General features: G+C 68.8%; 15 protein-coding genes and 4 pseudogenes. 10 read left to right on the forward strand and 9 right to left on the reverse strand.

The features are described 5' to 3' along the window. Window positions 1-37: 37 nt before the first annotated feature. Entirely contained in the window at window positions 38-883 is an 846-nt protein-coding gene (locus ACX28W_RS40595) for an IS5 family transposase (protein WP_459005142.1), read from the reverse strand. Window positions 884-976: 93 nt separating this feature from the next. Next, on the reverse strand, window positions 977-1906 hold the full coding sequence (locus ACX28W_RS40600) for a LysR substrate-binding domain-containing protein (RefSeq protein ID WP_459005153.1): 930 nt from the start codon (window positions 1904-1906) through the stop codon (window positions 977-979). A 141-nt stretch (window positions 1907-2047) separates the two neighbouring features. Between ACX28W_RS40600 and ACX28W_RS40605 the strand changes: the two genes are divergently transcribed. The 6 genes and pseudogenes from ACX28W_RS40605 to ACX28W_RS40630 form a co-directional block, all read left to right on the forward strand. Continuing rightward, window positions 2048-3058 (forward strand): aldo/keto reductase, encoded by a 1011-nt coding sequence (locus ACX28W_RS40605; RefSeq protein WP_459005143.1) that lies wholly within the window; start codon window positions 2048-2050, stop codon window positions 3056-3058. Window positions 3059-3109: 51 nt separating this feature from the next. Continuing rightward, window positions 3110-3529: an SRPBCC family protein gene (locus ACX28W_RS40610; RefSeq protein WP_459005144.1), complete on the forward strand. Its 420-nt coding sequence runs from the start codon at window positions 3110-3112 to the stop codon at window positions 3527-3529. 287 nt (window positions 3530-3816) lie between these two features. Then, window positions 3817-3981: pseudogene (locus ACX28W_RS40615) on the forward strand (MFS transporter); the annotation flags it as partial. Window positions 3982-4072: 91 nt separating this feature from the next. After that, window positions 4073-4498 (forward strand): GlcG/HbpS family heme-binding protein, encoded by a 426-nt coding sequence (locus ACX28W_RS40620; RefSeq protein ID WP_355501376.1) that lies wholly within the window; start codon window positions 4073-4075, stop codon window positions 4496-4498. A 124-nt stretch (window positions 4499-4622) separates the two neighbouring features. After that, window positions 4623-5450, forward strand: a complete 828-nt coding sequence (locus ACX28W_RS40625) for an aldo/keto reductase (protein ID WP_459005145.1) — start codon at window positions 4623-4625, stop codon at window positions 5448-5450. Between the two features lie 439 nt (window positions 5451-5889). Next, a pseudogene (locus ACX28W_RS40630) lies at window positions 5890-6099 on the forward strand (transposase); the annotation flags it as partial. On the opposite strand, the gene ACX28W_RS40635 reads toward ACX28W_RS40630, so the two are convergent. Together ACX28W_RS40635 and ACX28W_RS40640 are read right to left on the reverse strand one after the other, a co-directional pair. Next, complete coding sequence (locus ACX28W_RS40635) at window positions 6061-6318, reverse strand: DDE-type integrase/transposase/recombinase (protein ID WP_459005154.1); 258 nt, start codon at window positions 6316-6318, stop codon at window positions 6061-6063. The pseudogene ACX28W_RS40630 and the gene ACX28W_RS40635 sit on opposite strands and share 39 nt — an antisense overlap. 68 nt (window positions 6319-6386) lie before the next feature. Beyond that, window positions 6387-6626, reverse strand: a complete 240-nt coding sequence (locus tag ACX28W_RS40640) for a transposase (protein WP_459005146.1) — start codon at window positions 6624-6626, stop codon at window positions 6387-6389. A gap of 400 nt (window positions 6627-7026) precedes the next feature. Between ACX28W_RS40640 and ACX28W_RS40645 the strand changes: the two genes are divergently transcribed. Both ACX28W_RS40645 and ACX28W_RS40650 read left to right on the forward strand, forming a co-directional pair. Further along, a complete protein-coding gene (locus tag ACX28W_RS40645; RefSeq protein WP_459005147.1) occupies window positions 7027-7695 on the forward strand; it encodes a hypothetical protein in 669 nt (222 codons plus the stop codon). A gap of 238 nt (window positions 7696-7933) precedes the next feature. Continuing rightward, window positions 7934-8316, forward strand: a pseudogene (locus ACX28W_RS40650) (transposase); the annotation flags it as partial. Window positions 8317-8330: 14 nt separating this feature from the next. On the opposite strand, the gene ACX28W_RS40655 reads toward ACX28W_RS40650, so the two are convergent. The 4 genes and pseudogenes from ACX28W_RS40655 to ACX28W_RS40670 all read right to left on the reverse strand — a co-directional run bounded on the left by ACX28W_RS40655 (window position 8331) and on the right by ACX28W_RS40670 (window position 11231). Continuing rightward, entirely contained in the window at window positions 8331-8969 is a 639-nt protein-coding gene (locus ACX28W_RS40655) for a DUF6518 family protein (RefSeq protein WP_459005148.1), read from the reverse strand. Window positions 8970-9065: 96 nt separating this feature from the next. Continuing rightward, window positions 9066-9302: pseudogene (locus ACX28W_RS40660) on the reverse strand (IS110 family transposase); the annotation flags it as partial. Between the two features lie 127 nt (window positions 9303-9429). Beyond that, window positions 9430-10425 (reverse strand): patatin-like phospholipase family protein, encoded by a 996-nt coding sequence (locus ACX28W_RS40665; RefSeq protein WP_459005155.1) that lies wholly within the window; start codon window positions 10423-10425, stop codon window positions 9430-9432. Between the two features lie 104 nt (window positions 10426-10529). Then, window positions 10530-11231, reverse strand: coding sequence for an SDR family oxidoreductase (locus ACX28W_RS40670; protein ID WP_459005149.1), 702 nt, complete (start codon window positions 11229-11231; stop codon window positions 10530-10532). A 94-nt stretch (window positions 11232-11325) separates the two neighbouring features. Between ACX28W_RS40670 and ACX28W_RS40675 the strand changes: the two genes are divergently transcribed. After that, on the forward strand, window positions 11326-11934 hold the full coding sequence (locus ACX28W_RS40675) for a TetR/AcrR family transcriptional regulator (RefSeq protein WP_459005150.1): 609 nt from the start codon (window positions 11326-11328) through the stop codon (window positions 11932-11934). A gap of 34 nt (window positions 11935-11968) precedes the next feature. Here the strand turns inward: ACX28W_RS40675 and ACX28W_RS40680 are convergent, their stop codons facing one another. Continuing rightward, window positions 11969-12307, reverse strand: coding sequence for a hypothetical protein (locus ACX28W_RS40680; RefSeq protein WP_459005151.1), 339 nt, complete (start codon window positions 12305-12307; stop codon window positions 11969-11971). A 1046-nt stretch (window positions 12308-13353) separates the two neighbouring features. Between ACX28W_RS40680 and ACX28W_RS40685 the strand changes: the two genes are divergently transcribed. Beyond that, window positions 13354-13662, forward strand: a complete 309-nt coding sequence (locus tag ACX28W_RS40685) for a hypothetical protein (protein WP_459005152.1) — start codon at window positions 13354-13356, stop codon at window positions 13660-13662. Window positions 13663-13722: the final 60 nt, after the last annotated feature.

The following is a 13722-nucleotide window of genomic DNA, read 5'->3' on the forward strand; positions in this document are numbered from 1 at the left end:
GCGTCAGCATGGCTCGGTCGCGTGGGCCGTCGGCGGCTCACAGCCACTGCTGGATCGCCGCGATCTGGACCGTCGCCTCGAAGCGGACGGCAAGCTTGTCGTATCGGGTTCCGACGGCCCGGTGCTGTTTGAGGCGGCTGATCCCGCACTCGACCGCGTGGCGGGCCTTGTAGTCCTGGCGGTCGAACGCGGGCGGACGGCCTCCCACGCTGCCGCGGCGCCTGCGGTTGCGGATCTGGTCGGCCGGCTCGGGGATCGTGCACCTGATCCCGCGTCGGCGCAGGTAGGCACGGTTGGCCTGCGAGGAATACGCCTTGTCGCCCCGCACCCGCAAAGGACGCACCCGGGGGCGTCCGCCGGCGCTGCGGGGTACCCGGATCGCTTCGAGGACCGGCTCGAACTGCGGGCTGTCGCCCCGCTGGCCCGCCGTGACCAGCAGCGAAAGTGGCTTCTGCCCCTGCTCGCAGGGGCGATGGATCTTCGTGGAGAACCCGCCGCGCGAGCGGCCCAGCCCGTGATCGTCCGGCTCGGTCCGCGTCCCGCCCGGCGGTTCCTTCTGCCCGGCCGTGTCCCGGCGGGCCCCGGCGGCGTGCTGATGGGCCCGGCAGACCGTGGAGTCGACGTTCACCTCCCACGTGATCAGGCCCGCAGCATCGGCCCTGGCCTGCAGCGCAGTCAGGATCCCGGCCCACACGCCCTCGCGCTGCCAGCGCCTGAACAGCCCGTAGACCGTCTGCCAGTGCCCGTACTCGACCGGCAGATCCCGCCACGGCACACCGGTCCGCACCCGCCACCGGTTCCGAGCCGGACGCCCCAGCCCCACGACCGGCAACAACGGCTCCAGCACCGCCCACTGTTCATCCGAAAGATACCCACGCCCCACACCGAGATCATCACGGCACGGAGCGGAGACAGGAGCTCAATTCCACAACACGGCCTAGCAGCACAGGCACCCGCCGTGCACAGGTCGCCGTCCTCACGTCGCAGAGGCGGACACCGGTTCCTCGCTCCTCGTCTGCTCGTGCGACAGCACCGTCTCGCGGAACGAGGAGACAACCGGACGCAGGTCGATGTGGTGCCAGACGGCCCACAGGTGAACGGACGCCTCGCGCCAGGGCAGTTCACGTACCACCACGGCATCCGTCACACCTCGCACCATGCTCTTCTGTACCAGCGCCAGGCCAAGGCCGGAGGCGACAAGGCCCAGCGCTGTCAGGGGCTCCGGAGCGTCGAGCCGGATGTCGGGGGTAAAGCCTGAGGCAACACATGAAGCGACGAACGCGTCCCGCCATCCTGGATCGCCCTCTTCCTCGATGGCGATCCAGGGCTGGCGGTCCAGGTCCTGAGCCGTGACCGTGTCCTGTGCGGCCAGCGGATGGCCGGCCGGAAGGACGAGCAGCAAGGGGTCCTCCAGCAGGGGCGCTGCCCGCAGCGCAGGATCGTCGCGGTCTGGTGGTTCCCGTACCAGGGCGATGTCAAGGCTGCGCTGGCGCAGCCCTTCGAACTGCTCCGAGGCGGACATGTTATACAGAGCGACGTGAATACCGGGACGCTCCTCCTGCAGGCGGCGCAGCGCACCGGGAAGCACACCTGTGTGCATGGCGTCGGGCGCGTAGCCGATGCACAGGCCTCCCTCTTCCCCGCGGCCCAGTCGGCGGCCGAGGTTCTCCAGGCGGTCGGCGTGGCGCAGGAGCGCTCTGGCCTCGCTCAAGAACACTGCGCCGTCACGGGTCAGGCGGATGCGCTGCTGGGTGCGCTCGAACAGGGCGAGGCCGAGCTTCGTCTCGAGCTGGGCGATCTGCCGGCTGAGCGGGGACTGCGAGATGTGGAGCTGTTCGGCGGCGCGGCCGACGTGTTCGGTCTCGGCCACGGCGATGAAATAGCGAAGTTGCCGCAGGTCAAGCATGCGTAAGACCTCAAAAGACTCAAGTGTGCCCAAGGAAGTCTTGGACAGTCTGATATGCCCATCCTAATGTCGAAGAGGAAAGAACGACGGACCGGCTGAAGGGCCGGAAATCCGGTTTCCCCCTCTGTACAAGGACCTGCCATGACCATCACATCTCTCCTTCCTGACCGTATTGGTTTCGGGACTGCGCCCTTGGGCAACATGTTCCGCGCCATCCCGGATGACGAGGCCGCCGCGACTGTCCAGGCCGCGTGGGACCAGGGCATCCGCTACTTCGACACGGCCCCGTTCTACGGCGCGGGTCTGTCCGAGACACGTCTCGGGGCTGCTCTCGCCGGAAAGGACCGGGACCAGTACGTCCTGTCCACGAAGGTGGGGCGCGTGATCCTGGACGAGCTCGAGACGGGTTCTCGTGACTTTGGCGAGAAGGGCGGCCTGTTCGAGCACGGGAGCCCCAACAAGATCGTGCACGAGTGGACCGCCGAGGCCACCGAGCGTTCGATCGAGGGCAGCCTGAAGCGGATGGGCGTGGACCGGTTCGACATCGTCTGGGTGCACGACGTCGCCCAGGACTTCCACGGCGACCTGTGGCTGCAGAAGTTCGAGGAGGCCCGCACCGGAGCCTTCCGCGTGCTGTCCCGCCTGCGCGACGAGGGCGTCATCAAGGCCTGGGGCCTCGGCGTCAACCGCACCGAGCCCATCGAGCTGACCCTTGCCCTGGACGAACCGCAGCCCGACGGGTTCCTCCTCGCGGGCCGCTACTCGCTGCTGGACCACGAACATGCTCTCCAGCGGCTGCTGCCCATGGCCGCCGAGCACGGTGTGGACATGGTCGTCGGCGGCCCCTACAGCTCCGGCATCCTGGCCGGCGGCACCCACTTCGAGTACCAGGACGCACCCCCGGAGATCATCGAAAAGGTCCGGCGCATCAAGGACATCGCCGACCGGCACGGCGTGAGCATCAAGGCCGCAGCCCTGCAGTTCGCCCTCGCCCACCCGGTCACCGCCGCCGTCATCCCCGGCGCCACCAAGCCCAGCCGCATCGCCGAAGACCTCTCCGCCCTGCGCGAGAACGTCCCGGCCGACTTCTGGGCCGAACTCCGCGCGGCCGGCCTGGTCAGCCCCCAGGCGCCGCTCCCGGGCAATGCCTGAGTTCTTACGCGACCACCGTTCCCGAAGACCAACGAGTTTTGGAGGAAGATCATGGCATCGACATCGGTAAGCCGGGTTGTACCGGCTTCCCCCGAGCGCGTGTGGCAGCTGATCGGCGGCTTCGATTCCCTGCCCGACTGGCTCCCCTACATCCCCGAGAGCACTGCTGTGGAGGGCGGCCGCGTCCGTCGGCTCGCCAACCCGGACGGAGAAGTCATCGTCGAACGCCTCGTGGATTTCAACGAAACAGAGCGTCGCTACAGCTACGCCATCCTCGAAGCGCCCTTCCCCGTCGTCGGTTACATCTCCACCCTGCGCGTGCATGAAGTGCCCGGCGACAAGCACACCGCCGAGGTGCAGTGGTCCGGACGGTTCACCCCCCAAGGAGCAAGCGAGGACGAAGTCGTCGCCCTGTTCACCGGGATCTACCGCGACGGCCTCGACGCCCTCCACAAAACACTGGCAGGGTAAGAAGCCGCATTTATACCGATCATCAAGCTTGGGGATCGAACAGGGTTCTGGATCGGATGATCTCGGGGCGGTCGGCGCATGAGGACAGGGCCTCTTGGTAGCTCGGGGGTGTTGAAGCCGGCCGATCCGCCCAGGAGACCCTGTTGCCGCAGCTGTACGCCTTCGCGCCCGCATCGTTCAACTCGTCCGTCGTGTCGTGCGATTGCCTCGCCTATGTGTACGGGAACGCGGCCGGCCGGAGCGGGTGTGCAGGATCCCCCGGACATGACGGACGAGGAATGGGCGGCGGCAACGCCCTAGCGGCCTGGCTCGGCGGCATCGTCATCGCCGCAGGCCTGGGCTACACCGCACCCAACTGGGTCGGTGCCCTGCTCTCCGGCACCGCCCTGTTGCTCGCCTTCCTCGCCGCCTACCTCGACCGCCGCAACCACGCAGCGGGCCGCGTCGTCGCTGGTTCCGGCGAACGAGAACGCGTCGGCCGCCGTCCGGCTCTGACCGCGACACGCCGTCGCACCCACTCCATCCACGGTGAAGGAACCTGCCATGAGCACCCCCACCACCGCCGTCGCCCCGCTGACCACGCAGGACGCGGAGGTCCTCCTCGCCGCTGCCCGCCGAGCCGCCGAGGCCGCGGGAGTCACCGTGAGCGTCACCGTCCTGGATGCCGGCGGGCACCTGCTGGCTTTCCGCCGCGACGACCAGGCTGTCCTGATCTCTGGTGAGACCAGCACCCGCAAGGCCTACACCGCTCTCCAGCTCAACGCTCCCACGGCCGACCTGGTCGACGCGGTCAAGCCCGACGGGCCGTTCCACAGCCTGCCCACCGCGCTCGACAAGCCGCTGCTGTTCATCGCCGGCGGCCTGCCCGTCCACCGCGACGGCCGCCTGATCGGCGCCATCGGTGTCGGCGGCGGCGCCCCCGAGCAGGACCATGCCTTCGCTACCGCGGCCGTCGCCTCCCTGGCCTGACCATTCACCGGCCACGAGCCGACCGCCACTGGACCAATCGCCGGGTACGGGGCGGGACCGCTGACTCCCCCTTCGCGGTCTTGCGCCCGCCGAGCACCATCTCTTTGAAAGCAAGGAACCACACATGGCCCCCACCGTTCCCACCGTCACGCTCAACAACGGCATCCAGATCCCACAGCTCGGCTTCGGTGTCTTCCAGGTCCCGGACGCCGAGACCACCGCGGCGGTGACCGCGGCCCTCGAGTCCGGCTACCGCTCGATCGACACCGCCTCCATCTACGGCAACGAGACCGGCGTCGGCAACGCACTCGCCGACTCCGACCTCACCCGTGACGAGCTGTTCATCACCACCAAGCTGTGGAACGCCGACCAGGGCTACGACGCCACACTCAAGGCGTTCGACGCCAGCCTCGACAAGCTGGGCCTGGACTACATCGACCTCTACCTCATCCACTGGCCCACCCCGGCCCGCAATCTGTACCGGGAGTCCTGGAAGGCCATCGAGAAGCTGGTGTCCGACGGCCGGGTCCGCACCGCCGGCGTCTCCAACTTCCAGCCCGCCCACCTGCGGCGGCTGCTGGACGGCGCCTCGCTCGTGCCGGCCGTCAACCAGATCGAGCTGCACCCCGGCCTTCAGCAGGCCGAGCTGCGTGCCCTGCACGCCGAGCTCGGTATCGCCACCGAGGCCTGGAGCCCGCTCGCGCAGGGCGCGGTACTCAAGGAGCCCGCGCTGACGGACATCGCCGCCCGGCACGGCAAGTCCCCGGCCCAGGTCGTTCTGCGCTGGCACCTGCAGCTGGGCAACATCGTCATCCCCAAGTCGGTCACGCCCACCCGGATCCAGGAGAACATCGACGTCTTCGACTTCACCTTGTCGGACGAGGAGATGACCGCGATCGCCGCGCTCGACCGCGGCCTGCGCACCGGCCCCGACCCCGACACCCTCAACTGACGCTCCACCCCGCAGACCGGCCCGCGCGGGGCGGCGACAGCCGCCCCGCGGGGTTGCTCCGGCCGGTGCGGACAGGGCGGCAGGCCCCTGCCCGCACCGGCCCATCCGAACTTCGGCAGCCCGCGCATTGCATGCGTGCCCTCACCGCCGTCCCAGAGCAACGGCTGCACAGCTTGCAATTACGCTTGTCCCCGCAACAGCAGACCACGACCCGCCTGCCAACGCTGTCGGCCGGTACGCCGCCCGTGTCTCACCCGTGCGCACGCCGTGCGCTCAAGGGATGATCAGGAGCTTGGACACGCCAGGATGCCGGTGCCGGGATGCTCTCGCGGCTTCCTGACCCGTACTCGGATCGACCGCGTTGTCTTTCCTCGGACTTGTCGGTGACCCGGGAGCTTCCCGGCGAGGCGCCCGTAGAGAACACTGCACTGGCGCTTGAAGGGGCACCAACGAAAACACCAACGGACTGCTGCGTCAGTACTTTCCCAAAGGCACGGACCTGTCGCAATGGGATACCGACGAACTCGAGGCCGTTGCCCTCGCACTCAACAACAGGCCCCGCAAAACCCTCGGTTGGAAGACACCCGCCGAAGCCCTGAACGAGCATCTCCTATCGGTCCAGGAAGCCGGTGTTGCGACGACCGGTTGAGTCCGGGCTCGCTGCCGCGGTCGGTGTGGAGATGACGCCGCGGACGTCCCCGCCGTGGGTAGCCGCGGCCATGTGCAGGGCGGCGACGACCAGTTCGGCGTCGTGGCGAGCGCCCATCGCATAGCCCAGCAGGAGGCGGGAGAACAGGTCGATGACCGTGGCCAGGTACAGCTTGCCCTCACCGGTCTCGATCTCCGTCATGTCTCCGCACCAGACCATGTCGGGTGCCTCGGCGGTGAAGTCCCGCCGCACGAAGTCCGGGGCGGCCGGCCGTTTGCCCGGCCGGGTCAGCCCCCGCCGTCTGCACACCTCCGCGCGACCAGGCCGAACTCGGACATGATCTTCGCGATGGCGTTCACCGAGACCCGCCAGCCCTGCCTCACCAGCCTGATCCAGATCTTCGGCGAGCCGTAGCTGCCGCCGGAAGCGTCGAACTCCTCCTTCACCGCTTCGATCAGATGCTGTCTGTGCAGCTCACGCCGGGTGGGCCGGCGGGTGCGGTGCTTGTAGAACCACGACTCGCTCACGCCCAGAGCGCGGCAGGAGACGCGGTGCGAAACGCCGCGCGCCTGTGTGGACACTCACCCCACCGGACCGCCGAACTCCTCGACCGGCTGACCACATCACACACACTGACCACCTGGCAGCACAACCGGGAAACCGACGAAGTCGTCTGGCACCTGCCCACCAGCACACCACGGCTTGGTGAGCATCGATCGCACTGATTGCAGTCCACGGATGACAGTGCGGCTGAGCGGAAGACCGCACGAGAGGAACAACTGACTCCGCCTGTCCGTACTATCTCTACGCGGGGACGACCAAAAGCAGTCGGCCCAACCATGGCTCCATCAACGCAAGCGCGAGCACTGCGCGCCCGCTCTGAAGTTCCTTCAGCCCGCGGCCACGAACCGAGGAAAGGCCAGCATCATGCCTGACACCCAGACCCCCACCACCGAACTGACATCGCAGTACACGGCCCAGGTGGCCAGCGACCTTGAGCGCAATGCCAAGGAGCAGGAACGCATCGGTGCGGAAATCGAAGCGCTGCAGGAACAACTGCACGCCCTGCAACACGACCACACCGTGCTGACCAACATGCAAAAGGCACTTGGCACCGCGGACACCGCCACGCAGCCCACCCCCGAAGAGACTGCAACGCCCTCAGTGCCGCGGCAGAAGACCAACACGCAACCCGGCACGCAACCCGGCGCCGGCAAGCACGTGAGGACAAAGCAGGCCCCCGCTGTTCAGGACGGCCAGGCAGCCACGAAGACGGCCTCCAGGAAGCCCGCAGCCGCAGCCAAGGCGACGGCCGCGAAGGCGACCCAGCCCACCCTCGTCGAACTCATCCGCCACCACCTCGCCGATCAGAGCGAACCCCGCTCCGCAGCCGAAATCACCACCGCGCTCGGCCAGGCCCATCCCGACCGTGCCATCAAGACCACCGTCGTACGCACCACCCTCGAAAATCTCGTCGCCAAGAGCCACGCCCAGCGCACCAAGCAAGGCTCCTCCGTCTACTACACCGCCACCGACACCCCGGAACCCGCCACCCCCGCAACGCCCCCGGCCGACACCCAGCCCGAGGCCAACTGACCCCCAGGCACCACTCCTGGGACTGGCTGGGACCCTGCCGCCGGCACACCCAGCCTGACGAATCCTTGCGTCGCCCGGCGGCCTCCCCGCACGTTCACAGCTGCCGGCGCACCTGGCCCGCCACGACCAAGTATCGACATTGAGGTTCCCCCGTTGTGTGGGAGATGCTGATCAGCTGGTCAGGGCGGGTTGACGGGGTTTCAGGTTCGCTTGTTCGGCCGACGCCTGGTCGGTGTAGTTCGAGGTCGTCCTGGGCCGCATCAGGGCGCCCCGGCTGGGACCGGGTAGACCGCGCACCCGGCCCAGGCGTGTGCGCGCCGACACGGCGTACGCCTCCCGCAAGAACCACGCCTACCTGCGCAGACGTGGCATCCGCTGCACCATCCCGGACAAGGACGACCAGGCCCGCAATCGAAGGAAACTCGGCTCCCGCGGCGGCCGTCCGCAGAAGTTCGATCCGGAGGACTACAAGGCACGGCACGCAGTCGAGTGCGGCATCAATCGCCTCAAAGGCAGCGCGCCGTGGCCACGAGGTACGACAAGCTCGCGGTCCGCTACGAGGCGACCGTCCTTGTAGCGGCCATCAACGAGTGGCTGCGACCCACACATTCGATCGAGTGAGGAGACGGACAGAGTTATACCGATCCGAGCAGGCCGTCGAGGATGCCCTTCTCGGCGAGATAGAAGGCGAGGCCGCCCACGGGAGCGAGCACGGCACACAGCCAGTAGCGGTGCGCCCCGGCGCGCGCCAGGTAGACGGTCAGGAGAGCGGTGAGCAGCGCACCGACGGCCAGGAAGACGACCGCCTCTCCCCAGTAGCGGAGCGCCAGACCCAGCCAGAGCGCCTCCCCCAGCACCACCATCGCGATGACCGCCCCGGCCACTGCCCGCACGTCCCCCCGCCCGCGCCGTACCGTCCACCCGGCCCACCCCAGCAGCGGCCCTCCGGCCAGCCCCGCCACCGACCACACGGCGGCGGTTCCGAGCCCTCCGGCCCCGAACGTGCCCCCGAGCGTGGACGCCGTGTAGTAGCCGCAGCAGGTGGCGAGCATCATCAACGCCCCGCCCCAGACGGCGAGTTGCCGGGCACGGATCAGCGCACCGGCCGCGGCAGTCCAGATGATCCAGGTGGACACCGAGTTGGTCGCCCGCTCCAACAGGGGTGTCGTCCCGTGCAGGCCGTACGTTGCCCAGCCGAGCAGCAGCCCGAAGGCCGCGGTCGCGGTGAGGACGGTGGCGGGGGTGTCGCAACGGGACGCGGTTACGGTAACCATGCCCCAGCACTATACACATGATGTATACGCGCGATGTATAGCCACTAGGACCCTACCCGTTTCGTCAGGGGGGCGGGGCGGTTGGTTTGCTGTGGTTCAGGCGGCTTGGGGGGCCGGGTATGGCTCGAAGAAGGCGCCGTCGCGGATGGCGAACAGCACGTCCGCCCGGCGGCGGACGAGGCACATCAGGGTCTGTTTGTGACGTTTGCCATCGGCCTTCTTCCGCTCGCAGTAGGCCCTGGAGGCGGAGTCGGTCAGGGTCGCGAACGCGGAGAGGAAAAAGGCGCGTTTGAGATGCTTGTTGCCCCTGCGGGACGGGCTTTCGCCGCGGATCTCCGGCAGCAGCGGCTGCGGCACGGCCCATTGCCCGTCCGTCAGATCTCCCCCGCGCCACGAACCAAGGTCATCTCACCCCCAAGGTCCACTTTCGATACACGACCTGGCGAAGTCCTCTCAGGAGTCAGTGGCCGCTGGGTGTTCGGGCGTCGTACAGGTGGCTGTGGGCCTCGTGGACGGCGGCGCGCCCGGCTTCCAGTGCGGTTTCGAGGAGGTCGCTCTGGCGAGCCAGGCGGCCGACCGGCGGTGTGCCCGGGGCGGGGCGGATCGAGACGATCGTCGGGTGGTGGGCCAGGTAGGCGTCGTCTTCGGCCAGGCGCGCTTCGCGGTCGAGGAACACCCGGCGCAAGGCCGCGGGCTCACGGCGCAGCAAAGTCTTGGCGATGACCGGGGCGGAGCGCGAGGGGCGCGCCGCGTCGATCGCACGCCGGGATCGCAGCACCATGACATGGGTCGCGCCCTGGGCCAGCGCGGTTCGGTAGGGCACGGATTCGGAGACGCCCGCGTCGTAGAACCGGCGGCCGCGCAGCATCACGGGGTCGCCCGCCAGCAGGGGCAGGGCGGCGCTGGCCCGCAGCGCCAGCCGCAACTCCGCGGCGTCGCCGATGAAGGGCCGCAGGTCGGTGGATTCCCCGGTGGCGGCGTCGGTGGCCAGCGGGTGGTACTCGATATCGCTGGCCAGGATCGAGGCGAAGTCCATCGGCGCGAAGTCCTGGTCGCCGTAGCGGTAGAGCACCTCGTAGAAGGCGTACAGGTCTACGAGCGGCCGCCCGCGCAGAGGGTTCGAGTGCCGGATCGCCGTTCTGGCGTACTTGGGGACCGCCCAGAAGCGCAGCGACTGCGGGCTGCTGCTCAGCAGCCACGCTCCGGACGCGGCGCCGGCGGAGGCGCCGTAGACGGCGTCGAAGCCGTTGGTCAGGCCGAGTTCGTGCAGAGCCAGGGCCATCCCGCCGGCGATGATGCCGCGCATCCCGCCGCCCTCGATGGCCAGTGCGACGCGGTGCCCGTCGGCGCGTGCGCCGGGCCGGCTGTTGGCCTGTGCGCGCTCGGTGAGCACGCGCCAGACCGGGTGCGGCCCCTCGGGCTCGGTCGCCGCAGCAGGTGTGGCGGTCATCGTCATCGTGGTCACGGCTCCAGGGGACTACTCGGGGGGCGGGATCTGCGCGCAGGATCGGGGACGGCGCGGCGTGGGCGCCGCCCCGGCCCGACTCGGGCTCTGAGTGATCAGTGCGCAAGCTGCGGGTAGAGCGCGCCGAGGTCGCCGGACAAGCCGGCCTTGACCTGGCGGGTCACCTCGTCGGCCAGCACCTCATAAGCGTCGGTTTCGACGCCCTCCAGGGCCAGCTCGGCGACGTTTGCAGGGGAAGACTTGGGGGCGTCGATGCGGGCGGCCAGGTCGGTGTCGACGTAGCCGACGTGCAGTCCGGTGACGTTGATGCCGCGGGGCTTGAGGTCCAGGCGCAGCGAGTTGGTCTGGGACCAGAACGCGGCCTTGGACGCGCTGTAGGAGCCGCCGAGGGCGATCCAGGACACAACCGAGTGCACGTTGAGCAGGTGGCCGCCGCCGTTGGCCTCGATGATCGGGACAAAGGCCCTGGTGGTGTGCAGCGGTCCGTAGAAGTTGGTCTCGAACTCGCGGCGCACGTCCTCGATCGGCGACGCCAAGTAGGAGGCGGCGACGGCCGCGCCCGCGTTGTTGATCAGGATCGTGACGTCCGGCGCGGCCGCCGCGGCGGCGGCCACCGAGGCCGGGTCGGTGACCTCAAGGGCCAGCGCGACGGCGTCGGGGTGGGTGACGGTCCTCGGGTCGCGGGCGGTGGCGTACACCTTCTTGGCGCCCCGCGTGTACAGGTCTTCGACCAGTGCCTTGCCGATGCCCCTGCTGCCCCCGGTGACCAGGACGGTCGAGCCTGCGATTGCGGTCATGGGCCTTCTCCTCAAACGTTGGAAACCGATCGGTTTCAGGTCACCGTAAACCGATCGGTTTCCACGGGCAAGTCGACGACGTACCCTGGCTGGCATGAACGTGAGTTCCCCCGCCCCGACCGCCGCCGCGACGACAGCGCCGCCCGCGGCGGCTGCCGCACCTCGCGAGCGGCTGCTGGAGGCCGCAGCGCTGCTCTTCTACCGGGAGGGCGTCCATGTGGGAGTCGAGGCGCTGTGCCGGGCGGCGGGAGTATCCAAGCGGTCGATGTATCAGCTGTTCACCAGCAAGGACGAGGTCCTGGCCGCGAGCCTGGAACGCGCGGCGCTGACCTACTGGGAGGCTCTGAACCCGCGCGAGGACGACCGCCCGCCGCGCGCCCGCATCCTGTACATCTTCGAGCAGTTGGAGTCGCTGTCGCGCTCACCGTCCTACCGGGGCTGCCCGCTGGTGGCTACCGCAGTCGAGCTCAAGGACCCCGAGCACCCGGCCAGCATGGTGGCGCGACGCTTCAAGGACATGCTCACCAACTACTTCCACCAGGAGGCCCGGCGCGCCGACGTCCCGGACCCGGAACAGCTCGCGCGCCAGCTCACTGTCGTCTTCGACGGATCCAGTGTCCGGGCCGTCGTGCAGGCTCAGCCTCTGCACGGCCTGGCGGTCACCACCGCGACCACACTGCTGGACGCGGCCGGCCTCCGATAAGAGCCTGTTTGTGGCCCCGACCTGTCAATGAGCGCTATGCGGCTTGCTGTTGCGGGTAGTGCGGGGTGACATCCCGCCGAATGGATGGTGCGGCCTCGCGGCGGGTGAGGCGTCGGCTCATGAGGGTGATGGCGGCCCAAGTGGTGAGGAACTCGCTCATTTCGGCGAGGCGTTCGTGGTCGAGGCGGTGGCGGCTGGCCCTCATGACCCACGACCAAGATCGTTCCACTACCCAAGCAGCACGATGAAGCCTTTCGTGCTGGCGTGCGGCGGACGTCTCCATGGTGATCTCGACGTACTTCATGACCCAGGGCACCAGTTGGTTCCTCCCGTAGGCCGAGTCGGCCCAGGCGATGGCGATCTCCGGACGCATGAGGGCGAGGCGGAACAGCAGCTCCCGGCCACGACGGAGTCCTGGGCGTCGCGGTGACCATGACCAGCAGGATCTGGCCCTTGCTGTCGCAGATCAGGCGCCTCTTGCGTCCGTTGATCAATTTGCCTCCGTCCCAGCCCCGCGTGTCCTTGGAGACGGTTTCGGTGTCGTTCACGGATCGGCTGTCCACGATCGCCGAGGCCGCGCGTGGGTCTTCCCGGCGGCGAGGTGGATGCTGCGGCAGAACTGGTCACGAACGAGGTTCTCGCTCTGGGCGGCTTCGAGTGCCTGCCGCAGGGCCTGGACTTCGTCGCGAGTGCCGCGGCTTGAGTTCGGCGAGCTGGTGGCGAGGGTGCGGACGACCGTGCGGGGCGAGTCGTCGGGCGGCTGCGTGGCCGGACGGGGTGGGTGGCTTTCACTGCTGGGCAAGACCTTCCGGAAGTGGCTCCACCCCGACGCCACAGGCCGACCAGAAGGCAAGCCGCCGCCGGGTGCCGCTGCCTCCTTGCGCAGGTTCTCCCCTCGGCCAGGACCCCCTGTTCGAGCCGGTCGGCGACCGGCCCTGGCGCGGGCCAGTTGCCTCGGGGGCCGGCAGAGTTCACCCGCCTGCTTTCCGGCGGCGCCGATTGGGCCGACGGCATCCGCGCCGAGGCCGATGCACCGGACGGCGCCTCAGCACTCCTCGGGGAAGGTGTCCCGGTACATCTGCAGGCCGCTGACGGAGGCACCTGCATACAGATGCAGGTGGCTGCCCCTTTTCCAGACATGGACACTATTGGATGTGTAGTCTATTTTGGAGACCTACTCGAAGGAGTCCTAAATGCCCCAGTCTGTTCTGCAGCGCACTCAGGTCGCCGCTGCCTCCCACTCCGGGTACGGTCACGCTGCCGTTCGCGCAGAGGCCGTCCGGCGGGGCACCGAGAAGACCGGCGCGCACGTGTCGCTCATCGCGGTGGACACCATCACCGACGAGCAGTGGCGGCAGCTCGACGCGGCGGACGTCGTGATCTTCGGGTCGCCGACCTGCCTTCGCGGCGCAGCACCGCATGATCTGGGTGGGCCTGGGACTGGCTCCGGGCTGGAACGCCCTCCAGGCCGGCGAATACGACCTGACCCGGCTCGGCTTCTGGGTCGGCGCGGGTGCCCAAACCCTGCAGGACGGCGGTACCGAGACGGTGCACGAAGTCGGCATCGCCACGGCTGAACACCTCGGTGCGCGGGTCGCCGCCCAGGCCGCAGCCTCACCGCGGGCCGCGCGGCCCTGGCCTGAGCCGCCGCTTGGCGGTACCGGCAAACACCCCCAGGCGGACCCCACCACCCATACCCGCCCGCGAACCCCACGGTCCGTGTCATGAAGAACGACCAGGAGCACACGCAATGCCTCTGCACGGTGAGTACGAGCCCAGCGCCACCTC

The sequence above is a fragment of the Streptomyces sp. SD15 genome, assembly GCF_054462255.1.

What these genes read in the sequence shown, in the direction of transcription:
- ACX28W_RS40610 (WP_459005144.1), top strand. Translation starts at nt 3,110, where the DNA reads ATGGCATCGACATCGGTAAGCCGGGTTGTACCGGCTTCCCCCGAGCGC.
- ACX28W_RS40665 (WP_459005155.1), bottom strand. Translation starts at nt 10,425, where the DNA reads ATGACGATGACCGCCACACCTGCTGCGGCGACCGAGCCCGAGGGGCCG.
- ACX28W_RS40645 (WP_459005147.1), top strand. Translation starts at nt 7,027, where the DNA reads ATGCCTGACACCCAGACCCCCACCACCGAACTGACATCGCAGTACACG.
- ACX28W_RS40635 (WP_459005154.1), bottom strand. Translation starts at nt 6,318, where the DNA reads ATGGTCTGGTGCGGAGACATGACGGAGATCGAGACCGGTGAGGGCAAG.
- ACX28W_RS40600 (WP_459005153.1), bottom strand. Translation starts at nt 1,906, where the DNA reads ATGCTTGACCTGCGGCAACTTCGCTATTTCATCGCCGTGGCCGAGACC.
- ACX28W_RS40680 (WP_459005151.1), bottom strand. Translation starts at nt 12,307, where the DNA reads ATGCGTCCGGAGATCGCCATCGCCTGGGCCGACTCGGCCTACGGGAGG.
- ACX28W_RS40620 (WP_355501376.1), top strand. Translation starts at nt 4,073, where the DNA reads ATGAGCACCCCCACCACCGCCGTCGCCCCGCTGACCACGCAGGACGCG.
- ACX28W_RS40625 (WP_459005145.1), top strand. Translation starts at nt 4,623, where the DNA reads ATGGCCCCCACCGTTCCCACCGTCACGCTCAACAACGGCATCCAGATC.
- ACX28W_RS40605 (WP_459005143.1), top strand. Translation starts at nt 2,048, where the DNA reads ATGACCATCACATCTCTCCTTCCTGACCGTATTGGTTTCGGGACTGCG.
- ACX28W_RS40670 (WP_459005149.1), bottom strand. Translation starts at nt 11,231, where the DNA reads ATGACCGCAATCGCAGGCTCGACCGTCCTGGTCACCGGGGGCAGCAGG.
- ACX28W_RS40675 (WP_459005150.1), top strand. Translation starts at nt 11,326, where the DNA reads ATGAACGTGAGTTCCCCCGCCCCGACCGCCGCCGCGACGACAGCGCCG.
- ACX28W_RS40655 (WP_459005148.1), bottom strand. Translation starts at nt 8,969, where the DNA reads ATGGTTACCGTAACCGCGTCCCGTTGCGACACCCCCGCCACCGTCCTC.
- ACX28W_RS40685 (WP_459005152.1), top strand. Translation starts at nt 13,354, where the DNA reads ATGATCTGGGTGGGCCTGGGACTGGCTCCGGGCTGGAACGCCCTCCAG.